A 23,331-nucleotide genomic window follows, 5' to 3' on the forward strand; every position below is an offset into this window, starting at 1 on the left:
TTCACTTCTTTCCTAATGATTGTAGATGCGTAAAAGTCATATATTGAATACTTTGGCCATACAACTGACAGGCATGCTGAGGATGTTCCGCTTCAAAAATACCAGACATTACAGCTACTCCTCTAGCACCTGCTCGATGAATGTCTTGGCAGTGTGATGGCTGAATACCACCTATTGCAATAACAGGTATAGATACCGCATGACAAAGCTTTTCCAATTGATCCAATCCTCGTGGAATCAGATCAGGTTTAGAGTTAGTCGAATAAATATGACCATAAAAAAGATAATCTATCCCTTCACTTTGAGCTTGTAATGCTTGCTCTATACTGTGAACAGATCGCCCGACTTTCCATAGTGAAGGAGGATCATCTGCATTTACATAAGACATATGTTCACTTAAATGCACACCCCCTATTTTTAGATCCGCTGCTAATTGAGTTCGACTATTGATCCTTATTTTGGATAGTGGTACTCCTGTATGCATGAGCTGCTGGACAGCATTAATAATCTGAGAATCAGACCACTTTTTTTCGCGAATATGAATAGCGGTCGTCCACGGATGTATCTGTGAAGCTACCTTTACAAACTGGTAGATCGATTGTTGACCTGTACTGATTGCATGAAGTTCCATATCGGTATATGCCCTCCTTTCCTCAAAAGTGTATAAGCAAACGCAAAAAAGCCACTTCTTATTATTCAAGAAGTGGCTAGTATAGACCTAGAAAATAATGAGCCTTGTTTGAGAGCAAACAAGATTATTTTAAAATAACGGAAACCGTATTTTAGATCATAATAAGCTCTCCTGTACAAAATAATTGCTATTCTATACAGTAAAAGACTCTATCGTTCATATGATCTAACATTTCCGAAACTCTGCTACCACTTCCCTACGCTGGTATGATCCAGATCAGGTACAAAGGGTCCGAAAGCAATATCTGCTTTCATCTCAGCCTCAAGCGGCCCCCCTAGTGCATTCAAGCTATTCAATTTGTTATTCATCTTAGCAAAGACTATTCAATAAAGCAAATGATTCTCAGACTCTTTATAAAGTATTAAAAAAGATAAAGAACTACATACTTTACAAAGTCATCTTGTACAATTCAATCTAAAATAAATGAGTACAACTAGCGATTACGACTTAAAAAGATGGAAAATCTTTTATTTCGCTTTAGCTTCAGACCACTGCTCAACATCCCAAATTTTAGTAACCCAATCTTCATAAAATTCAGGTTCATGAGACACGAGCAATACTGTGCCTTTATATGCTTTTAAAGCGCGTTTTAATTCATTTTTAGCATGAACATCCAAGTGATTGGTCGGTTCATCGAATAATACCCAGTTGCTTTCACGCAGTAATAGTTTGCACAAACGAACTTTCGCTTGCTCTCCACCACTTAGCATACGCATAGGGCGCGTGATATGCTCATTTTTCAGACCACAACGTGCCAGATGACCACGTACTTCATTTTGACTTAAATGTGAAAATTCATTCCATACTTCATCTATCGGTGTCAATTGGTCTGGACGTACTTCCTGCTCAAAATAAGCAGAATGTAAATAATCACCCAGATATGTTTTACCACTAACCGGTTGAAGTTTACCTAAAATAGTTTTGAGCAATGTTGATTTACCTACACCGTTACAACCAACAATCGCAATTTTTTCACCACGTTCAATATTCATCGTCATTTTAGGCAATAGAGCATGTGTATATCCAATCTCAAAGTCTTTACCTTCAAAGACTGTTTTACTACTTGCACGAGCTTCTTTGAAATTAAATGTTGGCTTAGCAAATTCTTCTGGTTTGTCGATACGTTCGATACGATTTAATTGCTTTTCACGACTTTTTGCACGACCTGAAGTAGATGCACGCGCTTTATTTTTTTGAATAAATTCTTCTTGTTTTTTGATAAAATCTTGCTGTTTTTCAAAGGCTTCGATATGTTGATGCTTTTGAATATCAGCCATCTCTAGAAACTTATTATAATCAGCTGTATAACGATTTAATTTGGCAAATTCCAAATGATAAATCACATTCACGACTTGATTCATAAAATCTGTATCATGTGAGATCAATACGAAAGCATGTGGATATTCTTGTAGATAACGAGTTAACCATTGAATATGCTCTACATCGAGATAGTTGGTAGGCTCATCCAGCAACAAAACATTAGGCTTTTCGAGTAATAGCTTGGCAAGTAGTACTTTGGTACGCTGACCACCGCTCAAAGCTGTTACGTCTTTATCAAGTCCAATAACATTGAGTCCAAGACCGTAAGCCATATCTTCAACTTTAGTATCTAACAGATAAAAGTCTCCTATTTCCAGTTGCTCTTGAATATCGCCCATTCGTTCTAACAATACTTCCAATTGTTCCGGGGATGCTTCAGCCATCTGATTAGTGACTTCATTTAACTCTTGCTCTAATTCTAGCAACGGAAGAAAAGCATCTTTCAGTACATCACGTACTGTTTTTCCTTCTGTTAACTTAGTATGCTGATCTAAATAACCATAACGTACACGCGGAGCCCATTCGACTTTACCGCTATCTTTTAACAGTTTACCTGTCATAATATTCATCAATGTGGATTTGCCAGCACCATTTGCACCGACTAAGCCTACATGCTCTCCAGCAAGCAGACGAAAAGATACATCCCGAAATAATGTTCGGTCTCCAAAATTATGTGTTACATTTTCTACTGATAACAAACTCATACTAAATAATGCTCCTGTCTATGTTAAATATCTCTTTTTTAAATATACATCATCACAAAATTGCTACAGAATGTATTGTAACATAAGCAGAAGCTGTCTAGAACTGAAAATTTTCATTTTTTTACATTCATTTTCTGATATGTAGAATAAATGTATGCTTTTACGAACAGTTTGAAAGAATTGAAGTAATCTTATTATCGTTGAAGATTTTTGTCATTCTATGAAAAGATCAAAGCTTTTTTACTTACTTCTAAAAATTAAATTTAACTGTCGGTTGTTACTTTAAGAAGTAGATTGCATTAGTTTTAAGACATAGCTTGTTGATAATATTATAAACGACTGAATACTTTGAATTTGATTTTGACTTTAGTTAATAAAAAGCCTAGTATGAAAAAGAACCTTAAGGTTTATTCCTGATTTCTAAGGAGGAATTAAAAGTCATGAACATGTTTTTACAAAGTCACTTTCAAAATTAATTAACTCTCTCAAAGTATTGTTTTTATAATGTTACTTTGCTATTTGCAATACTACATTTGAGGGAGTTTTAAAAATGAATGATAAAAGAATAAATACTACAGCTGAAACAACATTGAATTTGCTCTTAGAAAAAGCCCACGAATTGCGTGAAGAAGGGCGTGCTAAGCAAGACCAAGAAATTCTGAAAAAAGCACGTTCTCTTCTTTTAGAAATGGTCGCTACCTATCCAGATCACGCTGAGGTAAATTATCAGACTGGAATGGTTCACGATAATTCCGGATATCCGAATGAAGCTATCCCTTATTATGTAAAGGCAATTGACCAAGGTCTTACAGGAGCAAATCTGCAAAGATGTTTGCTTGGTCTTGGCAGTACCTACCGTTCTTTAGGTTACTATCAAGAAGCGGTTGAAACTTTACATCGAGGTGTAACAGAGTTTCCTGAACACCGTGGCCTTCAAATCTTTTATTCAATGGCTCTGTATAATGCAAAAGATTACAAACAGGCTATGGAGATTGTTTTGGCTAATCTAATGGAAACGACTTCTGATGAACATCTTCAATACTTTAAAAGAGGAATTTCTTACTACGCTCAACACCTTGATGAAACTTGGTAAATTTTTATCGTTTTAAAATTAAGCTTGATGCACAACCTGCCAAACGATGATCGGTAGTTCAAAACCAAAAACCAGTAACCTTTTATAAGGTTATTGGTTTTTTTGTATGACTTTTGATTTAAAAAAGCTATTTTATACAACATTAATGAATTAAAGGATTACGACAATCGCGTAGAAAGTATCCTGATTTCGCAGCTTCTTTAGCATCGGTAAATAAATCTTGAGCTGGTGCAGGTAACTTACAACCATTAGGATAAGCATATTTGATACCTGAATCAGGATCAGTCGTTCCTAACCATGAAGTCTTTTTCACCAATCGTCCTCCGCCAAGCGCATAATTGTTATAATAACCGCTTCCTGTCGGAATCCCCTGCAAAAAAGAAATAATACTGATATCGTTAATACTATTGTTCCATTCCTCTTGCGATATCGTTGGTAATGTAAATGTATAAGAAATCCCATAACGAGAAGCATATTCATTGTGTTTATTGATATAGTAAGCCAAATCTTTTTGAATTGAACTCACTATCGCTGTACGTCTCACTTGCTCAAATGTATTGATCTGATCTAAAAGTGCTATATTCGTCTGATCCGCTAACTGCTCTGCTTCTCCATCTAACACTTTTCCTGTACTGGCTTCGACAACATGCACATAATGATCTAGCGTAAATTGGATACTATTGCCTTGTGCATCAGAATACGCATATGGCTTTTTCGGGTGCCATATATGTCTAGCATTAGGCAATCCATCACTTCCTGTATAATCTTCAGTCGCATAGATGTAATAACCATCATAATCAATCACTACGATTGCAGGGATATAGTGCAGTAGATTTTGCTGTGCAGATTCATCCCCACGAATACCAAAATTCAAATACAATGTATTCAAAAATGTATGTAATGCTAACTCTTTATCTGCTCGAAAAAACTTTTCTGAAGAGTATCCTGCTTCATATTGCTGCTGCTCATTCGTACTCATCACCTGACCTGCATCTTGAGCAGCTGTACGAAGTGCTGTAGTATACGAAATTTGTAGACTCGATGCTTGCGCCTGTTCGTCAGTATGTAAGCCACTCAGCCAAAATAGCGGAAAGAAAATAATAACAAACAAAATAGCAAAATCAGTAATCTTCATTCAGCACCATGCCTCCATAACGTGCAAGTACAGCAGAACGATTCTGATTTCCTTCGATCCCTAACATTCCGCGCAATATCGCTGCCATTGTTCGATTCGTACTTTCTACTTTCACTGTAAAATAATCTCCATTTTGTAAACGATATTGTCTGCTTTGATCGTCTTTGGGTGTGCTGTTATCTGGATACAATACAGGCATGATAGCATTCTCATAGTATCCCTCATATACAGTTGTAAATTTATTTTGAAAAGTATTTACGTTCGCTGGATCTGTATATTCAGGATGATATGTTTTGTGTAAATGTTCGATTTGAATAGTATACTCATTACCTGTTGCATTAATTTCACGTGTGAAATCATTATACATGGTAGGTGTTACGTATCCTTTGGTGCGTACAGCATCTGTAAATTGAACAACTGCATTATAAACTATCATCTGAGAAAGATCGTCTTGTCGCTCTGCCGCTTGCATCGTAGGAAATACATATAATAAAGCTACCGCAAGAAAAGCGGCAAATACTTTGGACATCGAATTCATAGCGTTCTCCTTGATCGTTCTGTGGTATAGCACTATGGGCTACTACATCATATTGATTAACTAAATAGAATAGTAACCACTTCACCTTGTGGATTCGTCTGGTAAGTCACTTGATACGTACGATTGACTTCTATTCTCAGTAATGCAGATGGTTCAGGTTTTACAGCATGAGGATAAAGCACATGATCGATTTGCATATCTACACCGATCTCTTGAATCTGAGCAATCGATTGTCTGACCTGTGCGCCTGTATACGTCAACGGTTCTGAAATGCCTATATACTGCTGAACGCTTTGCTTTTGTCCTTGCATCACAGGTTCTGATAATTGATTTACTTTCTGAATACCACCACTTAGATAAAGTGCCGCAAGGCAAGCTGTTCCGAACAAAAATAATTGAACAGCGAGCCACAGCATACTTTTTGTACTATTATCCATCGATTAGTCCTTACTGCTGAGTGAAGACAAGACCACGTACAACGTTAGAACGATCTTTAATAATCGCAGCTTTGAATTTACCGCTCGGATTGACATACTCTGGGCTTGATTCTGTCATCGTATTATTCATATCACCATTAGCTTTAGCTGTTACGGATCCATAAGAATCTGAAGTTAATTCTCCACTTGTGTTTAAAGTATTACCGTACCATTGACCATTTGAACCTTTGTTTTTACCCGTTGTTACCTGAACACCAAATTGTTCTTTACCGCTAAATTTACGTAAAGCATTGGTTACTTGAGAACCGCTGATAGTTGTACCATCATAGACTGTATAAGACGCTTGAGATAATTCAGTTTGGATATCAGCAAAGTTATTTTGTGCCGTCTTGGTAGCTTCTTGAGCAGAAATAAATAAGATTACTACAATCGTTATCAAAGCGATTGTTAAAAATATTCCTGCGGCTACTTTTAAAGCGGTTGAAGCATTATTCATTGTAAAATCCCCCGTTATTTGTTTTGTAGTTTATTAGTTTTAACGTGTATCAATAGCTATATTCTTTGAATCTGATCGTAATAGACTTCCATCTGACTAAAGCTCATACCTATCAGTGGTAAGACTAGATAAAGGAATATCAGAGCATACATCGGAGTAAAACCGATCATTTTGCCCCATGTTGCTTTTGTTTCGATCATTTTTTCGTATTCTTGACGACGTTGTTCAAAGTAATAGGACATATCACTTTCAAGATCATCAAATGCTTGCGGAATCGGAATTTTGTCTACTGCCAGATGTAGTTTGTCTACTAGCTTGCCGAATTCAGGAAACGATACTTCGTCTTTCAACTGCTCTAGCGCATCTTCAGGCCCATGCTCATAATGTAGTAAACATTTCTGTAGTGGCAATTTAAAAATCACAGCAAATCGATTCATCCATTCTAAAATCACTTCCACAGACATACGATCCATTCCACTTAGCATAGAGATCACTGTATGGAATTGATACACTTCATGCTTCATATCCATACTGCGTGCTTTTTTCTGGAAATAAAGCATCCATACAGGCACTTGATAAGCGATAAAAGAAGTAAGTAAAGCAATCAGTAATTCCCACCAGCGAAAATACTCGGTATCGTATGCTTTGAGCTTGAGCAAAATTCGATCAGTTGTAATATTGATTTGCTCTTGATCTCGAAATTTTCCCGAGTTGTTCACTTGTGTAGCAATCTGTTCATATGTCACTTTACTGGACAATCCAACAGACATCATAATTTGACGATCCAAAGTTGCTAATTCTTCTGCATTTTTTTGCTCATCTATAGACATAGAACCAAATAACATATCGTTTTTGACAGGTGCATACAGAATCATTTCTTTAGCTTGTTGGTGTAAAATAATTCCTGCTGACAATGTAATGCCAAAGCATAAAATACAAAGTACTAATCTACGTACTTGCAACCATTCCACTGTGATACGAGCATTGACATCATTCAGTAATTTGTCTAAACGATACTTATGAAGTGGATTTTCTCCAGCTGAGGCTAGAAATACGATTTTGCTAAACCATTTCCATTTCAATAACATTTGCTCCCAGGAGCGATAATCTTTGCCTGCTCGATAAGTCGTTTCATCGTAAGTCTGTAATTTTTGCAGTAACAGATAACTGATCAGAATAAGGATAAAAATAAAAATTCGTGCGATAAATCCTAATTTACTGGTATAAAAATCATCCATTGCTGGAAAGTTACTACGTGCCCACTGTTCAATCGGATTGGTAAAAAAGATCGGTACAAGCACGATAATATTTAGACTTTTGAGCAGATAATCGAGTTTATCTCGTCGTAAAATTTCTAAATGGATCTCTTTGGTCAGATTACTGAGTCCTCTAAGATACATCGATCCGTCTTGCCTTACTTTATCTCCGTATTCCATTACCATACCGGATATACCCGCAAAAGCTTTGAGAAAGCGATTAGGCGCTGTCTCGTAATATTGCTCTAATCGTTCTTCGGGATGTTGATCGGTTAATGCTTCTACAATCAAGTTAGCATGTAGAGCAATTTCAGGAGCAGCATATTCCGCCGCTTCATACAACGATTCATCGACCATGCCATGACGATGATAATGATGTCTAACATCAGCTAACAGATCAACCATTTGACGCAACAATCTTCGTTCTAATCGACCTGCATAAGCTTCGATAAACATGCTATTTAGTACGACTGCTGCAATACAAAGCATAATAAAGAATAACGGATCAGGATTGCGAATAATTAGGATGACTATTGATCCACCTAATATCCCTATAATCATCCATGTTACTGCCATTGTACGGCGACGTAATTCCCATTCTTCATAAGCATGAATACTGGTTAGTCGTTTGCGAATACGTAGAACGTAATGGCCTAGAAGCGGAATTTTCATCGCAACCATATAGGATTGTTGCAACGTTTGATAATGCCATGCTTGCCATTTTTTACGTAGATCTTGATTTTTTTCAGAAGGCATCATTGCTGTCAGATGTCGACTACGATTGTGTTGTATCCGATAAAGTAATATCACAACCGCCATTCCGACTGCGCATATAATCAAGACAGCGATAAGCAAATGCTTGATACTCATACAGCTTGCCCCCAATACGTATTTACAAAACGCTCAAATAAAACACGATCTTGAGTAGTCATTTGCTCTTGCATTTCGATTTGATTTTTTGTGGACATTGGATGAACAGCTACATAGACCCCATCATGATATTCAATAATATTACGTGCGATAAACGTATAACGCTGATTGTGACCTTCTTCTTCGCTTAAATCTGCTACAGGCACACACTCGGTGATCCGTTCGATATAACGTTGACCTTCGGCATCTCTTTTTAAATGGATATCAAAGTTAATAACGCTGACCACTTGCTCTTCGGCGATTACTTCATTTTGAAAAACACCTGTTTTGAGTAGTGAGTTACGTAAAGAATAGATCAGATCGCGAAACGTTTTCGCATGATGGGTGAAAATAGTGAACAAACTGGCAACCTGTGCCATCTGAATCATCCAGGCAGCTACTTCATCTGTAGCAACCTCTCCCAAAATATTAACTGTTCCATCGGTTTTCTTTTGAACATCAAGCCCTTGTTGACCTGATACATTCTCTGTTTCACGAAAGCTCAAAATATTACGACGACTATAGATTTCACGTAAATGAAGCTCTGATGCCATCTCTTGTACCCTTAACGTATAAGAAGCATAAATATGTTTTACCAATGCCATTAACAATGTTGTTTTACCGGAACCTTGAGCACCTGTAATCGAAGTAATACGTGCTCCTTTCATTAAGTAAACCAGCATTTCAATGACCATTGCAGATTGATCGCCACGAATCAGTTGTTCCAACGTAGCATTTTGCACATCGAACTTACGAACAAAAAATGCCCATGATTCGGCAAAAGGAGGACGCACCACAACGATCCGAGATCCATCTTTCATTTCATTCACTTTATAACCATTGGCTTCTGACAATTGGCCGGGATGATTGTATTTGTAAATATTTTGACAGACCCGTTTTAATTCACGTACAGAACCAAAGCTGAGAAACGACAAATGAATCGATTTTCCTTTATAAAATAGCCATACACTTTCCCATCCTTTGGCAGGTGGTTCTGTTACTTGGTCTTTAGGGTTAGGCATATAACGTGGTGTTAATTGGCCGGAATCTTCAAGTACACCACTTACCCCACCGCTGACGCCATCGACCCGTTGATCTCTAATTTCATCAATTACAGAGAATCCTTTATAATGCTGATAGACTTTTTGAGTAACGATATCTAGCTTTTCTTCAAAAGTTAAGGAGCGATATTCTTGTCTGAAAATTTGCTGGATATCATGCTCTGTAATTGCATAAGACAAACTGTCTCCATCCGTCTCGATTAACTTAGGCGCTGCAAGATCATATGTATCGATCAATATCGATAATCCATCACGTCCATATTCGCTAATGTAGCGATATAACAAAATATCAAACTGTTCGCCTGTAGTTAGGCGCTCTTCTTGATCAAACGGAATAATCTGATTAATATTAGTTTCGTTAAGCCCGTATCCTTTGTGCAATAGACCTGCGATAAAGTCTTTCACATAACGCTTATCCATCACATCTCCAGATATACATCCTTTTAACGCTTGACGTAATTCAGTACGTTTTGCTATTCTGCGTCGGTACTCTTCTTCATTCAGACCATAATCGGATAGACGGCTATGGCTCATATCATGCAATTGATCTTTGACGTATTGAATCAATGCAGACAATGTATGCTCTTGACTGTGATTAATAGCAATATCGTTACCTGCAAGGGCTGCGCGACGATGACGTGCAAATAATAACAGACCAAGAATCAGCAACACGATAATAATCAAAGTCATATTGATCCCATTTTCAAATAGCATGCAGCTTCCCCTCTCCAAGCCGCTTATGATCATGCCCTTCATTTAACTGTGCCAGTATATGTTCTGTTAACATCGTCGTCTGCTTAAACAACTCTGCATATTTACGTGGCTGCGTTACTCCAAGATTACGACGCACAAATGATAGTAATGTCTGTGCATTCCATGCATCTCTAAATTGAGCATCATTTTCTATCGCAAATATAGGTTGCTTTAAGCCAAATTTGCGACGAATATTAGCAACCGCACATTTGGAATCAGAGTCATAAGCTCCTAGAACTGTTGTCCATGGTTGTTGATGGATATTGGCCCACTGATTAGCAGTATTAAAAAAGGACTCTAAATGATTAATATTCTGGCTCATATTCACAACTACGCTATCTGCTTGCTTTAATAATTCCACTTTATCCATCCCTGACCCTACATCTACTATCACAAGATCATAATACTCATTAGCAATATTTAAAATGTCTTGCCAATCTGAACCTTCTTCCAGAGACGAAGAATGAGAAGCAATCATAGTTCCTGGTAACAGATCTAACCGATCTTTTAATAATGGGATTGTATAATCCGAGATATTGTTTTTGTTCAGCTTGCGCGAAGATAACAATCTACGCACACTATCAATGCCAATATCTGATTCTTGATAAGCAGTCGATACGATAGTTCCTTGTGCCATTAATCCACTTTCTATACTTTCACCTTGAGCTTGATTATGGCAGACCAATATCCGCAATCGATATTGTAATGCTGCTGTTAATGTCACTAATGCAGTATGTGAAGATGTTCTGCCATGACCTGCTTGTGGGCTCCAAAACATTACTGTACTCATGCTCTTTTCCTTTCTGCTTGTTTCAGCGCTCTTTTAATTTCTTTATTTTCCATGCCACTAATCTGACCTGTTAGTTCACATAATCCTTTTTTGAACAAACGAGACAATGGACGAATACGTAACTTTTCTGCATATTCATTTTCTAGTTTTAAAGCCATATCTGATTCTGTCCATGGAATCGTAATCACTTCTGTATTCCATGCAATATGCAAATGCTCTAAATGGCTACGAATATACTCTGATTCGAGCGAGCAATCTATCGTATGAATAAATGTTAATTGAAATGAGGGTACAAAATTAGCTTTGTCTTGAGCTTGCATCTGCTGATACCATTGCTCAAACCAAGCAATACTTTTGTCGATCGTTAAGCGGTCATAATCGCTCACCCAGACATGCTCTTGCGCATCTGTCCATTGTTCTCGATTATAAAAAGACAACTGTTCCAAATCACAAAGAATATAATCGTAATGAGTACAATCTTCACCTGTATGTGATAATTGCTGATTAATCTGTTCCAAAGATTCAAAACCTGTCGCCAAATCAAATCCGGCAAATTCAGTGATTGTCTGTATATATTCTGAATTGCCACTGTAATAGCGATAACGATGTTCTAGTGTAGCATCGATCAACAATACTTTTTGCCCGGCTGATGTCATCAAAGCACAAAGCGATAACATCAAATCTCGTTTATCGCATAATCCTGTAAATATCCAGGTTTTCAAAAAACTCAATCCCTTCTTGGTGTAAAAGGTTTATTTTATATGATTCTATCTATTGAGAAGTAAATGCTTCTGATGCGTTGTTTTTGTAAATAGTACTTTCGCTATTAGTAGAATTACTTGTATCTGTTGATGACTGTTCGTTGTTAGAAGTATTATTATCATTATTAGGATTGCTAGTATTCGAACTTACACCACTTGATTGATTATATGATTGTCGTGTAGATATAGCTGATTCGGCTGCTGATTGAGCAGACTGAGCAATATTGAGTCGTTGTTCATCAGATAACGCTTTGAGATCTAATTCTAATTGCTTGCGTACATTATCTAACAGATAACGCTCTGCTGTTCCTACAATATTAGGATCTGCTTTCATTAAATTAAGTACTTCTGCATTTGAAGGGTATGTCGGTATAGCTTCTTTTTGTAATTGTGGTTCTACATAACTAACTGCATACAGTGAAGCTTTGTGTAGTAAAGCATCAACGGTTGCACTGGACAATGCTAACATTTCATCTTCTTTTAACGTAGTCCAGATGGTTGGATAATCCAGATTGTTTAATTTCTTTTTGGTTAACACAATATAATCTTGTCCGGTTGGAAATTGAATTCTGATATCAACAGTATCTCCTTTTTTGATATCTGTAGGCATTAAGATGGTATTGAGCTCACGGTTACGCATATCATCTGTTGTCGGTTGTTCTTCATAGATCATCGAAGTGGTAATCGGCATATTACGAGTCAAATTAATTTTGGTCGTTTTACCTACAAGCTCATTAACAGTTGGTAACAAATGATCAGGTAAAGATTGCTTCGGTAAATAGATACCGATCAGGTCTTTTTTAGTGATTTCTTTGCCTGCGGTTACTTCTTGTGCCGGTACAAATACGGTGACACGCTCTGTACCTTCTTCTAATGTGCGTATCTGTTGTTCATATCGCGCCCTCAGTTCATTCTGATTATGCTTGAATTGAATACTAGAGTAGATGACGTATCCTGCAAAGCAAAGACCGATCACTCCTGCTCCACATAAACCCGCATAAATTAAATGCTTGGTGCGTTGTCTGATTTTAGACAATGTTATAATCTCCTTCATTTTCGCTTTTTAACGTAGACTAAAACGAAACTTTTTTCTTTTGATAGGTGCTGGAATAATGCTATTAAAAACACTTTGAAGCGCTGTATCCATCTGTGGATGTTGATCAAAAGGATCAGGTTGCCACGGTAACGCATATACTTGCTGAGTCTCTAATTCTTTGCTTATCCGCTGTGTCACTTCTAATGTAGCTAAAGGCAAACAATACTGCCATTTACTTTGAGGGTGACGTTGCAATTGTTCGGCAAACTTCAAAATATCTTGATACCGCCATTCTGCTCCTGAACCTACAACGATCGGAATATCTGCTCTCAAAAACTCTTCTAAGCGTTCATTGTCTTTGTAACATCCCAAATCAAGTACAAGAAAGCGATAACTTCCACCTAGCAAATTCACCACTTCAGCCCTTGCTGACTCTCGCCAGTAATCTACATGCTGGATTTGAAATTTACGTTCAAGATGGTGTGAGCTTCCTCCTGCAACCGCTTGAATTCGTGCAAATGTTCCAGGTATACCATTCATTTCAGCTAAAGCTACGCCACCACCTTGACGTGCCAGATAATGTGCAATCGCTATAGCGGTATGTGTCGTGCCTGTTCCTGATGCTGTACCAATCACTGCTACTACTATTGTAGCTTGCTGTACATGAACAGAACTGGAAAGTGAATTAGGATATATTATAGGTGATGTATTTTCTTGAACAGCTCTACGTAATGCTTCACGAGCTTCAGTAGCATTTTGAAACCGATCTACCGGACGATGTTGTAACATTTTGCGTAATACAGGAATCATGCCACGCGGAAGATCACTTCGGATAAATTTCTCCATCCCAGGCATCCATTCGCTATAATGACCTCCTGTAGACAAATAAAGAAGTAATGCACCTAACCCGTATAGATCTGAACGATTATCTGTCTGCCCACCGCCATACTGTTCTGGAGCTGCAAAGCCGACTGTACCCAATTTGACCGTATCTTCTGTTTCTTGTGGCTTAAAATTACGTGCAATTCCAAAATCAATTAATCTCATATCTTGCATAGGTGTAACCATTACATTGGAAGGCTTCATATCTCGAAAAACGATAGGTGGCTCTCGATCATGCAAATATTCTAATACTTCGCACAATTGATCTGCACAGCGCATAATAAACGATGCTGTAATCATTTCCGGATACTTTTTAAATTGTTGATCCAGTGTAATACCTTCAATGTAATCCATAACTAAGTATGTAAATCCTTCATCATCAGGCTCAAAAAAATCTACGATTCTTGGTAAAGAAGGATGACTAAGTGTAATTAACATCTGAGCTTCATCTGCAACATTTACAAATTGTGAAGGAGCAGATACGCTTTCTTTAATCGCCCATGATCTTCCGGGTAATTTCAAATCATGAGCCAGATAGACATGGCTCATACCGCCACTCCCTAACTTTTGCTCAATCTGATAGCGATCTCCTAATACCATTCCATAGGTTAATTTGGATGAATGAATCATATATATACCTCCTTGATCGCAGTTTTTTTATTGAGCTTTGTCGTCTCTATACCAAAAAATGCAACAAAAAAGGGAAAGCTTCCGCCACACTGAAAATAACCCTCTTAAGGATTAATTTCTTCAGTGGACGGGATGCTTTCCCTGTCCGTTGCATTTCAATTTGAGTTTATTATAAATGATAAAGTCGGGATTTGTAAAGAGTTTTTATAAGACTATTTTCCTACATAGTTCAATATGATCATTTTTGAGCAGCATAAGCATCGCGGTTACGTTGCACTTGTTTCACATGCAATTCTAAATGAGACACACAGATTTTCTCTGCAATCGTACGTGCAGTAAGTGTTCCGTCTTCTGTATGCTCACCTGTACGTTCCCAATCTTCATCACGAATCTGTTCTAGAACAGGTGCAAAAGCCCTACGCATCGCGATCAATGCTTGCAGATGATGTTCCATATTAAGCGAACTATACTTTAGATTTTGTGCCCATAAATCTTGATCAAATGCTCTGATGACAGGATTTTCTTCAGCTAAGACTGATTTCAATCGATATTGAAGCATAATTTCTACATCAAACAAATGAACAACAATTTCATGAATACTCCATGCTTCTGGTGCTGGTTTAAAGTCAATTTCTGCTTCAGGAATCGCGCGAATCTGTTCTACAAAATGCTCCATATCCGGTAAATAACGATAAATTGCGTTTTGCATAAGTACACATCCTTCTCCACATTGATCTTTGTTTGGGGTCTAGCCAATCATTTTAAGCTATTACATTATCAGTATTTGACCATATAAAGCGTAATCTCATCGCGATTATGGAATAGTTGCTTCGCACGTTGAACTTGCATACGAGTATCTTCAAATGTACTGATGACTTCTTTAATTAAAGCCAATGGCTTTTTGTTCATTAATTTGACGGTTACAATAACGGTTCCACCTGGAACAACAGCATCAAGCATACCGATCACAAGTTTGGCTGTTAATTTAGGACTCCAACTCATATCGCATACCAGTAGATCAAATTCATTCGGTTTGAATTTGACATCAGCTGCATTTTTTTTAACTACTTTAAGATTAGGAATATTTTGCAGAGAAGGATCCATTTTAGCTGGGTCTACTGCTGTAACTTGTAGTCCTTTATCCAGTAAAAACGAAGTCCAACCTCCAGGAGCTGCTCCTACATCAACGGCAGAACGAAAAGCGGTAAAGTCGATTCCAAATACACGTTCTGCTTCAAGTAATTTGAATTTGGCACGTGAAATTTGTCCTTCTTCTCGTTGAAAACGTACAGCTCCTCCATTCCAATCGGATAGGTTATCAGTTGGCACTGAAATACCTGCATACAGTCGCTCTGCTGTCCAAAATACAGATACGACCTTATCAGCATCCTGCACTGTAAAATCAGACTGCAAGCCCATTAGACGTTCTTCCAGCAAATGACGCAGTTCAGAAGCATTTTCTTCCGGTGTAGCATCTGCTGTTTTGCGAATATGAACTGCTAATTTGATATCTTTCAATTCATCGCGCTTCAATAATAAATGGGCTAATGCATCAAATGGATGTTGTTCAGAATCAATTTGATCCAGTACCAGATCATAATGAACCGGTTGAATATGACGTAAGAACATAGGTGGTTCTGCTAATAAGCGTTGTACGACTTGCTCTGTAGCCACAGGTAAAGTTAGTAAAAGGACTTCAGCAGGAACAAGAACAGAACTTTTAACAGCTCCAAATGCTCTTTTCAATTCTTCCTGTGCATAAGGAGCAAAGCCATGATTCGCTGTTCCGATCCAGCGAGAATCACTTTGTTGCTCTTGCGTATTGTTTTCTTGGTCATTCATGAGTTAATGTTCAGCCTCCAATAATTTATGCAATTGCACTACGGATATGTTCAAGTATACGCGGAACAGATTCCATGCGGTATAAAAAACGTGGAGTTTTTTCTCTCCACGCTTCAAATACGATCAGACACGGTATGCTGCTAATTTCGTAAGCTTGTACAAACGTAGGTGCAAAATTAACATTTAATGCATATACCGTATGTTCTGGTAAAAGCGGCAACGTGATTTCCAGCATCCGTCGTCCCATTTTGCAAGTACCACAAAGTGGTGTGTACGCATATATCGCAATTGCTTGTCCTGATGTAGTTGCCATCTCTAGTGCTTGCTGTTCTGTTAGTTCTTCAATCATTGCACTCAGCCTTGCCCTTTGGAAGACTGGTTAGCAATATCGTTCAGAACCTCAGCAGGCATAGCCCCATCATGCAAAATGACATGTTCAGGTTTTGCTTGATATAACAGTTCATACATTCGTTTGCGACCAGACAAGCTTGACGTATGCAGATAAATCTCGTTTGCAAATAGACCTTCATGCACCATTGCTTTGACTACATCGGTGCCATCCATTTGCCCAAAACCAAGCTCATGATCAAGCGAAAGAATATTGACTTCAATTTCTCTCAGCATCATCAGACATTCTTCACCATCTCTAGCTAGAGCAAAACCTTTGGGGCAAGGACGATAATCATCCAAATAAAGATTGATCATAAAGATTGCCTCCTCGGTTTATATGAATTGATATTACTTTTCAAATTGTGTAGCTGGACAATAATAGGCTTTTTTGCCAGACACTTCGGTTTTGACAATCAAATCTTTCGCAGAACGTACAGAAGGTTCACCTTCACGCTCATATACACGACGCAGCGCATGGAATCCACCTGTTAAGGAATCTGTTACTGTTAGCGGTTGCCCTACCAAATGTCCACCCGTCTGAATAGCTTCTTCCAATACATTTTGCATAGCAAAGTACAAGCGAGATAATGCTTCTTCATCCAATTCTTGTACTTTAGCAGAAGGCAATAGACCTGCTGTAAAAGCTATCTCATCTGCATAGTAACTTCCAATCCCTGCGACTAGATTCTGGTTCGTTAGCGCTGTTTTGAGCGAACTACGACGACCTTTGTATAATTTGATAAATAGTTCTTCTGTTAATTTGCGATCTGTAGCTTCCAATCCTAGTTCGTTCAACTTCGCTCCTGCTTCTTTGGCAGTATAGACGTAGAACATTCCTTGACGAGCACCTGTAAAGTAAAGCGAGTTATGATCTTCAAATTGAATTTCAACATCTGCTACACGATCAGCATTTTCTTTGGTTTTGCCATAAAATAAAGAACCACCTGCTGCAATGCTTAACAGCAAACGTTGTCCATTGTTTGTATGCAGATTTAAATATTTACCGCGACGCTCAATAAAAGCAATGCGTTCGCCTACGATTTGACGATTTACTTGCTCGGATTCTAAGTTAACTGCTTTGGCACGTTTTACCTCAATTTGAGTAATCGGCACATTTAAAATGTAATTGCTTAATTGCACTTTATAATTTTCTAATTCTGGCAATTCTGGCATAAGAATTCTTCCTCTCTCTATATCAATTAATGGGATGATGAATACAATCCAAGAGCCGAACTTACTTCGGCAAGATCTTGACATATGATATCTGCTTTGACCCCTGCTTTGGCTTCATGTGTAGACATATTATCTATTGTTGTAATACCGCTTAATACTAGCACTGTCACACAACCGGCAGCAGCCCCAGCAGCAATATCAGTCAATAGATTATCGCCTACTACAATAGCATCCTTTGCAGGTAGTCCCAAGCGTTCTAATGCATATTCCATCAAAATGGCTGATGGTTTGCCAATCACAACAGGTTCTATCCCTGTTGCAGCAACAATAGAAGCACCAATCGTACCTGCTCCTGGCAACAAACCATCATGTGAAGGAAGCTGAAGGTCGGGATTGGTTAGAACAAATGTAGCCCCCCCTGTAATCAGGCGCAATGCCTTTGTCAGCTTTTCATATGTAAATTGACGATCGATCCCTTGCAGGACATAATCGGGCTGTTCCTCTGTTAATTGTAACCCGTGTTCTGTTACCGCTTGTTTCAATCCTTCTTCTCCGATGACATATACACTCGACGCAGGCGATTGCTGTGCAATATAATAAGCGGCTGCCATTGCAGAAGTGCACACTTGTTCAGCAGTAGCAGGAATCCCTAAATGAGTCAGATGATCTGCCACTCCTTGCGGTGTACGAGAAGAGTTATTTGTAACAAATAAATAAGGAATCTGCTTGGACTGTAAATCTTGAATCCAAGCACTGGCCCCTTCAATAACGGTATCGCCATGATACAATGTACCGTCCAGATCAATCAGTAATCCTTTACGATTTGTTGTCATACAGACACCCTTTCTATCACTCACAATCTTCATTGTAAAAAAAGTTGCGGCATAAGGCAAACGGTATCCTCATATCGCCGCAACCAAAATGCTTTAAACCGACTTCGAAGTGATCGGAAATAACACATGTTCTTCTGCCAATAACGTATTTTCAAATATACTTTTGGCTTCAATTAACAACGGTTCAAGCTGTTCACGATCTTTATAACGGGAGCTAAAATGAGTCAAGATCAATTCATGTACATTCGCGTCTTTAGCCGCATGAGCTGCTTGTAAAGTCGTACTATGATAATAATTGTGAGCGGTCTCTTCCATATCTTGCAAAAACGTAGCTTCATGCACCAGCACATCCGCGTCTTGCGCTAATATACCTACATTTGGACAAGGTCTTGTATCTCCCAAAATCGTAATGATTTTTCCTTTTTTCGGCTTGCCTACGACTTGATGAGAATGTAATATTTGTCCATCTTCTAATTTGATACTGCCTCCATTTTTTAATTTTCCATATAGAGGGCCTGGCTTAATGCCATGATGTTTCAGTACTTCAAAATTCAATTGTCCGGGACGATCTTTTTCAATAATACGATATCCATAACTATCGATACGGTGTTCTAATAACGCTGATTCTACTCGAAACATATCGTCTTCAAAAACGACGCCACCTTCGTGTTCAACGATATTCAGTTCATATTCAATACGTGATTGACTGAGTTCTAGAGAAGTTCGAATATACCGTTCTAATCCGACAGGACCATATACCGTAAGCGGTGTGACTCCTCCTTGATAAGCACGACTCGATAATAGCCCGGGTAGACCAAATAAATGATCTCCATGCAAATGAGTAATAAAAATCTTTTCTAATTTACTTAATTTGAGCAAAGAACGTAACACTTGATGCTGTGTACCTTCTCCACAATCAAATAACCATAATGCGCGGCGTTCTTCATACATTCGTAATCCAATAGAGGTCACATTACGCTGAAGTGTAGGAACGCCTGCATTGGTTCCCAAAAAGTACAATTCCATCTCTCTCTACCTTCTTTCTGTATTCGCCAGGTTCCGTAACAAAAATCCCCCGATTTATCGGAGGATTCTGCAATGATAATACATAATGCAATACAATCTATAGTTATGCTTTATCTACATTAAAATAACGAGCTTGTGGATGACTAAATACCATAGCTGATACTGAAGCTTCCGGTTCCATCATAAATCCTTCGGTTAATTCGACACCGATATCTTCAGGCTTCAATAAAGCAAACAAAGGGCCTTGATCTTCTAAATCAGGGCAAGCTGGATAACCAAATGATACTCGAATCCCTTGATAACGTGCTCCTAAGCGCTGTTTCATCGTCATCGTCGCCGGATCAGAGAATCCCCAACTATCACGCATCATATGATGAACACGTTCTGCAAGCCCTTCTGCGGTCTCTAGTGCGACTGCTTGAAGAACATGGGAGCGTAGATAATCACCTTTGTCTTTCCACTCTGAAGCCAGTGCACTAATTCCCTGACCAGCAGTAACTACCATAAAGCCTACATAATCCATCATACCACTTTCTACAGACTTCAAAAAGTCAGCTAGACAGAGATAAGGCTCGACTTGTTGGCGCGGGAATGTAAATGTATGCAAAATTCGGCTATGATCTGTCGGATCATATACAATCACATCGTTCCCATTCGATTGAGCCGGGAAAAAGCGATACATCCCATGCGCTTGAATAATATGCTCTGTTAATGCTTTTTGCAATATTTCATCTACGACTGATTTGAGCTGTACTGCCTTCGGGTCTTGCTTCGCTAACAATTGCTCTACCGATCCTTTGAGTCCTAGATGATGTCCAAGAAGCATCTGCATATTCACATACGGTAAAATATGACTAAGCGGATAATTACGCAATACATGGCGATCCAGATCAGGTGGAAGATAGATCGGCATATTCGGATCAATATCCGATTTAACCGCGCGAGTGAGCACAGGTAATGGTGCTACTTCCACCGCTACGGCTGTATCGATCTCATTTTCAGCCGCTACTTCTGCTTCAATAATCGCTCGCTTTTCAGGATTCATAAGACGGTTGGCAATATCGAGACCATCCATAGCGTCTTTGGCGTATAATACCAAACCTTCATATTCCGGTCGTATCCGGTTTTTGGTGAATTTGCGTGTTAACGCTGCTCCGCCTACCATAATAGGAATAGCGATTCCTGCACTACGTAAATCTTGCGCGGTTGTAATCATTTGCTGAGCAGATTTAACCAAAAGACCGGATAGACCTATCGCATCTGCTTTTTCATTGCGATACGCTTCGATAATACGTTCAGGTGGGACTTTGATCCCTAGATTGATAATTTTATAACCATTATTAGATAAAATGATTTCGACGAGATTTTTACCAATATCATGTACATCGCCTTTGACAGTTGCCAGTAAAATCTTACCTTTTACAGACGATTCATTTTTCTCCATAAATTGTTCCAGATAAGCAACAGATGCTTTCATAACCTCGGCACTTTGCAATACTTCAGCTACGATCAGCTCGTTATTATTGAACAGCCGCCCTACTTCTTCCATCCCTGCCATCAGCGGGCCATTGATGACTTCGAGGGACGAGTATTTTTGCAATGCTTTTTCCAAATCAGGCAGTAGACCTTCTTTGGTTCCTTCTACCACATAAGAAGCAAGCCGTTCTTCTAACGAAAGATTAGAATCTTGCACTTTCTTTTCTACTTTTTTATTACGAAAAGCAGCTACAAATTCAGCTAATGTAGCATCGTTGGTATTATAAAGTAATTCTTCTGCTAAATGACGCTCATGTTCAGGAATAGACGCATACCGTTCTAATTTTTCGGTATTGACGATCGCGTAATCCAGACCTGCTTTGGTGCATTCGTACAAAAATACAGAGTTCAACACTTCACGTCCTGCTTCCGGTAAACCAAACGATATATTACTGATCCCCAGAATTGTATGACAACCTGGAACTTGTTCCTTAATTAAGCGAATACCTTCTATCGTTTCTTTGGCAGAACCAATATACTGCTCATCTCCTGTACCGACAGGAAATACAAGTGGATCAAAAATTAAATCTTCTGTTTGGAGTCCGTATTTGTTCACTAACAATTGTTGCGAACGCTTAGCGACTTCTAACTTATCTTGCGCTGTTATCGCCTGTCCTCGTTCATCAATCGTCCCTACAACTACAGCTGCACCGTATTTATGGATAAGCGGGGTAACATCTTCAAACTTTTCTTCCCCATCTTCCAGATTAATTGAGTTAATAATTGCTTTCCCTTGCGAATAACGAAGAGCGATATCAATAACAGCTACATCTGTTGTATCGATCATTAATGGAGCTTTAACTTTTTTGACGACTAAATCTAAAAATTTCTCCATATCATACGTTTCATCACGATCGGGATCTTGTACACATACATCGATGACTTGTGCACCATTTTTTACTTGAGCACGAGCGATCTCAGATGCTTCTTCATATTTACCTTCTACAATCAATCGCTTAAATTTACGTGAACCGAGAACATTGGTACGTTCTCCTACCATATAAGGACGATTGTCTTGCTCGATATAGACAGGTTCTATCCCTGACAAAGCAGGTGGATGTGTACCGATCATCGCACGCGGCGGATATTGAGATAATAATTCATCCATAACATGAATATGATCCGGTGTTGTTCCGCAACAGCCTCCTGCTATATTGAGCCAACCTTGCTCAGCAAAAGCCGCCATTTTGCGTCCTAACGATTCTGGAGATTCATGATAATTCCCATTTTCATCAGGCAAGCCTGCATTGGGATAACAACTAACAGCCGCTCCTGCCATTTCAGACAATGAACGAATATGATCACGCATAAATTCTGGTCCGGTCGCGCAATTCAAGCCTACTGAAATCGGGTTCAAATGTTCTAATGAAATATAAAAAGACTCTATATTTTGTCCGGCAAGCGTTGTACCCATCGGCTCGATCGTACCGGATATCATCAAAGGTAGCTCTATTCCTGTCTGCTTAAACGCATTACGGATACCGATACTACCTGCTTTCACGTTCAGTGTATCTTGCGAGGTTTCCAATAGAAGTACATCTGAGCCGCCTTCTATCAAAGCTACTGCCTGTTCCTGATAACTTTCTACCAGTTCATCGAAAGTGACTCCGCCTGTAACAGACAATGTCTTGGTTGTAGGTCCCATAGCGCCTACAACATAACGTGGACGTTCAGCTGTACTATATTTATCAACAGCTGCTCGGGCAAGCTTAACGGCTGCTAGATTTAATTCACGTGCTTGATCTTGAATATCGTATTCAGCCAGTACTACTGAGGTAGCACCAAATGTATTCGTTTCTATCAAATCTGCACCAGCAGCTAAATATTGCTCATGAATTTCTTGAATAACATCTGGACGTGTTAGAACCAGTATTTCATTACAACCGTCTAGATCATCACTGCCAAAATCGTCTGCCGTTAAATCTCTTTGTTGAATCATCGTCCCCATAGCGCCATCCAAAATCAGAATACGCTGTTCAAGTCTTTCTTGTAGGTCAGGCTTATTCATCTATTCGATCCTCCCCGCAAAACGTTAGGCT

General features: G+C 38.7%; 21 protein-coding genes and 1 riboswitch. Of the genes, 1 reads left to right on the top strand and 20 read right to left on the bottom strand.

From position 1 onward, the window contains the following. Position 1: 1 nt before the first annotated feature. Entirely contained in the window at positions 2-631 is a 630-nt protein-coding gene (locus tag PQ456_RS12835) for a thiamine phosphate synthase (RefSeq protein WP_273612637.1), read from the bottom strand. Between the two features lie 236 nt (positions 632-867). Beyond that, positions 868-977: riboswitch (TPP riboswitch) on the bottom strand. Positions 978-1,158: 181 nt separating this feature from the next. After that, a complete protein-coding gene (locus PQ456_RS12840; RefSeq protein WP_273612638.1) occupies positions 1,159-2,715 on the bottom strand; it encodes an ABC-F family ATP-binding cassette domain-containing protein in 1,557 nt (518 codons plus the stop codon). 550 nt (positions 2,716-3,265) lie between these two features. On the opposite strand from PQ456_RS12840, the gene PQ456_RS12845 reads away from it, so the two are divergent. Continuing rightward, a complete protein-coding gene (locus PQ456_RS12845; RefSeq protein ID WP_273612639.1) occupies positions 3,266-3,808 on the top strand; it encodes a tetratricopeptide repeat protein in 543 nt (180 codons plus the stop codon). Positions 3,809-3,950: 142 nt separating this feature from the next. Here PQ456_RS12845 and PQ456_RS12850 read toward each other — a convergent pair whose 3' ends face one another. The 18 genes from PQ456_RS12850 to metH form a co-directional block, all read right to left on the bottom strand. After that, positions 3,951-4,943, bottom strand: coding sequence for a hypothetical protein (locus PQ456_RS12850; RefSeq protein WP_273612640.1), 993 nt, complete (start codon positions 4,941-4,943; stop codon positions 3,951-3,953). Further along, the gene (locus PQ456_RS12855; RefSeq protein ID WP_273612641.1) at positions 4,930-5,481 is read right to left on the bottom strand and encodes a hypothetical protein; all 552 of its coding nucleotides are present in this window, start codon (positions 5,479-5,481) and stop codon (positions 4,930-4,932) included. Before PQ456_RS12855 ends, PQ456_RS12850 begins: the two co-directional genes overlap by 14 nt. A 56-nt stretch (positions 5,482-5,537) precedes the next feature. Continuing rightward, positions 5,538-5,918, bottom strand: coding sequence for a hypothetical protein (locus PQ456_RS12860; RefSeq protein WP_273612642.1), 381 nt, complete (start codon positions 5,916-5,918; stop codon positions 5,538-5,540). 10 nt (positions 5,919-5,928) lie between these two features. Then, complete coding sequence (locus PQ456_RS12865; RefSeq protein WP_204823836.1) at positions 5,929-6,414, bottom strand: ABC transporter permease; 486 nt, start codon at positions 6,412-6,414, stop codon at positions 5,929-5,931. 56 nt (positions 6,415-6,470) lie between these two features. Then, on the bottom strand, positions 6,471-8,540 hold the full coding sequence (locus PQ456_RS12870) for a hypothetical protein (protein ID WP_273612643.1): 2,070 nt from the start codon (positions 8,538-8,540) through the stop codon (positions 6,471-6,473). Continuing rightward, positions 8,537-10,354 carry a P-loop NTPase family protein gene (locus tag PQ456_RS12875; protein WP_273612644.1) on the bottom strand — a complete coding sequence of 606 codons (1,818 nt, stop codon included), beginning with the start codon at positions 10,352-10,354 and terminating at the stop codon, positions 8,537-8,539. Before PQ456_RS12875 ends, PQ456_RS12870 begins: the two co-directional genes overlap by 4 nt. After that, the gene (locus tag PQ456_RS12880; RefSeq protein ID WP_273612645.1) at positions 10,344-11,183 is read right to left on the bottom strand and encodes a P-loop NTPase family protein; all 840 of its coding nucleotides are present in this window, start codon (positions 11,181-11,183) and stop codon (positions 10,344-10,346) included. The genes PQ456_RS12875 and PQ456_RS12880 overlap by 11 nt, the downstream gene beginning before the upstream one ends. Next, positions 11,180-11,905, bottom strand: a complete 726-nt coding sequence (locus tag PQ456_RS12885; protein WP_273612646.1) for a hypothetical protein — start codon at positions 11,903-11,905, stop codon at positions 11,180-11,182. The genes PQ456_RS12880 and PQ456_RS12885 overlap by 4 nt, the downstream gene beginning before the upstream one ends. Positions 11,906-11,954: 49 nt before the next feature. Continuing rightward, complete coding sequence (locus PQ456_RS12890; RefSeq protein WP_273612647.1) at positions 11,955-12,980, bottom strand: SAF domain-containing protein; 1,026 nt, start codon at positions 12,978-12,980, stop codon at positions 11,955-11,957. A 27-nt stretch (positions 12,981-13,007) separates the two neighbouring features. Continuing rightward, positions 13,008-14,492: a serine/threonine-protein kinase gene (locus PQ456_RS12895; RefSeq protein ID WP_273612648.1), complete on the bottom strand. Its 1,485-nt coding sequence runs from the start codon at positions 14,490-14,492 to the stop codon at positions 13,008-13,010. Positions 14,493-14,730: 238 nt separating this feature from the next. Further along, the gene (locus tag PQ456_RS12900; protein WP_273612649.1) at positions 14,731-15,201 is read right to left on the bottom strand and encodes a DinB family protein; all 471 of its coding nucleotides are present in this window, start codon (positions 15,199-15,201) and stop codon (positions 14,731-14,733) included. A gap of 68 nt (positions 15,202-15,269) precedes the next feature. Beyond that, positions 15,270-16,334, bottom strand: a complete 1,065-nt coding sequence (locus PQ456_RS12905; RefSeq protein ID WP_273612650.1) for an SAM-dependent methyltransferase — start codon at positions 16,332-16,334, stop codon at positions 15,270-15,272. Positions 16,335-16,359: 25 nt separating this feature from the next. Next, positions 16,360-16,683, bottom strand: a complete 324-nt coding sequence (locus tag PQ456_RS12910) for a thioredoxin family protein (protein ID WP_273612651.1) — start codon at positions 16,681-16,683, stop codon at positions 16,360-16,362. A 5-nt stretch (positions 16,684-16,688) separates the two neighbouring features. Then, positions 16,689-17,039 carry a cyclic-phosphate processing receiver domain-containing protein gene (locus PQ456_RS12915; RefSeq protein WP_273612652.1) on the bottom strand — a complete coding sequence of 117 codons (351 nt, stop codon included), beginning with the start codon at positions 17,037-17,039 and terminating at the stop codon, positions 16,689-16,691. Positions 17,040-17,072: 33 nt separating this feature from the next. Continuing rightward, positions 17,073-17,897, bottom strand: coding sequence for an Fpg/Nei family DNA glycosylase (locus PQ456_RS12920; RefSeq protein ID WP_273612653.1), 825 nt, complete (start codon positions 17,895-17,897; stop codon positions 17,073-17,075). A gap of 26 nt (positions 17,898-17,923) precedes the next feature. Beyond that, entirely contained in the window at positions 17,924-18,730 is an 807-nt protein-coding gene (locus tag PQ456_RS12925; protein WP_273612654.1) for a TIGR01457 family HAD-type hydrolase, read from the bottom strand. Positions 18,731-18,823: 93 nt separating this feature from the next. Then, the gene (gene rnz / locus PQ456_RS12930) at positions 18,824-19,756 is read right to left on the bottom strand and encodes a ribonuclease Z (protein ID WP_273612655.1); all 933 of its coding nucleotides are present in this window, start codon (positions 19,754-19,756) and stop codon (positions 18,824-18,826) included. 103 nt (positions 19,757-19,859) lie between these two features. Continuing rightward, complete coding sequence (metH, locus tag PQ456_RS12935) at positions 19,860-23,300, bottom strand: methionine synthase (RefSeq protein WP_273612656.1); 3,441 nt, start codon at positions 23,298-23,300, stop codon at positions 19,860-19,862. Between the last annotated feature and the right edge of the window lie 31 nt (positions 23,301-23,331).

It is taken from the genome of Paenibacillus kyungheensis (assembly GCF_028606985.1).
Classification (GTDB): Bacteria; Bacillota; Bacilli; order Paenibacillales; family Paenibacillaceae; genus Saccharibacillus; species Saccharibacillus kyungheensis.

Bases quoted from the DNA above. Each gene is read 5' to 3' on its own strand.
- PQ456_RS12850 (WP_273612640.1), bottom strand. From the start codon at position 4,943: ATGAAGATTACTGATTTTGCTATTTTGTTTGTTATTATTTTCTTTCCG.
- PQ456_RS12915 (WP_273612652.1), bottom strand. From the start codon at position 17,039: ATGATCAATCTTTATTTGGATGATTATCGTCCTTGCCCCAAAGGTTTT.
- PQ456_RS12870 (WP_273612643.1), bottom strand. From the start codon at position 8,540: ATGAGTATCAAGCATTTGCTTATCGCTGTCTTGATTATATGCGCAGTC.
- PQ456_RS12905 (WP_273612650.1), bottom strand. From the start codon at position 16,334: ATGAATGACCAAGAAAACAATACGCAAGAGCAACAAAGTGATTCTCGC.
- PQ456_RS12865 (WP_204823836.1), bottom strand. From the start codon at position 6,414: ATGAATAATGCTTCAACCGCTTTAAAAGTAGCCGCAGGAATATTTTTA.
- PQ456_RS12925 (WP_273612654.1), bottom strand. From the start codon at position 18,730: ATGACAACAAATCGTAAAGGATTACTGATTGATCTGGACGGTACATTG.
- PQ456_RS12845 (WP_273612639.1), top strand. From the start codon at position 3,266: ATGAATGATAAAAGAATAAATACTACAGCTGAAACAACATTGAATTTG.
- PQ456_RS12855 (WP_273612641.1), bottom strand. From the start codon at position 5,481: ATGAATTCGATGTCCAAAGTATTTGCCGCTTTTCTTGCGGTAGCTTTA.
- PQ456_RS12900 (WP_273612649.1), bottom strand. From the start codon at position 15,201: ATGCAAAACGCAATTTATCGTTATTTACCGGATATGGAGCATTTTGTA.
- PQ456_RS12840 (WP_273612638.1), bottom strand. From the start codon at position 2,715: ATGAGTTTGTTATCAGTAGAAAATGTAACACATAATTTTGGAGACCGA.
- PQ456_RS12880 (WP_273612645.1), bottom strand. From the start codon at position 11,183: ATGAGTACAGTAATGTTTTGGAGCCCACAAGCAGGTCATGGCAGAACA.
- metH (WP_273612656.1), bottom strand. From the start codon at position 23,300: ATGAATAAGCCTGACCTACAAGAAAGACTTGAACAGCGTATTCTGATT.
- PQ456_RS12920 (WP_273612653.1), bottom strand. From the start codon at position 17,897: ATGCCAGAATTGCCAGAATTAGAAAATTATAAAGTGCAATTAAGCAAT.
- PQ456_RS12860 (WP_273612642.1), bottom strand. From the start codon at position 5,918: ATGGATAATAGTACAAAAAGTATGCTGTGGCTCGCTGTTCAATTATTT.
- PQ456_RS12875 (WP_273612644.1), bottom strand. From the start codon at position 10,354: ATGCTATTTGAAAATGGGATCAATATGACTTTGATTATTATCGTGTTG.
- PQ456_RS12895 (WP_273612648.1), bottom strand. From the start codon at position 14,492: ATGATTCATTCATCCAAATTAACCTATGGAATGGTATTAGGAGATCGC.
- PQ456_RS12835 (WP_273612637.1), bottom strand. From the start codon at position 631: ATGGAACTTCATGCAATCAGTACAGGTCAACAATCGATCTACCAGTTT.
- PQ456_RS12910 (WP_273612651.1), bottom strand. From the start codon at position 16,683: ATGATTGAAGAACTAACAGAACAGCAAGCACTAGAGATGGCAACTACA.
- rnz (WP_273612655.1), bottom strand. From the start codon at position 19,756: ATGGAATTGTACTTTTTGGGAACCAATGCAGGCGTTCCTACACTTCAG.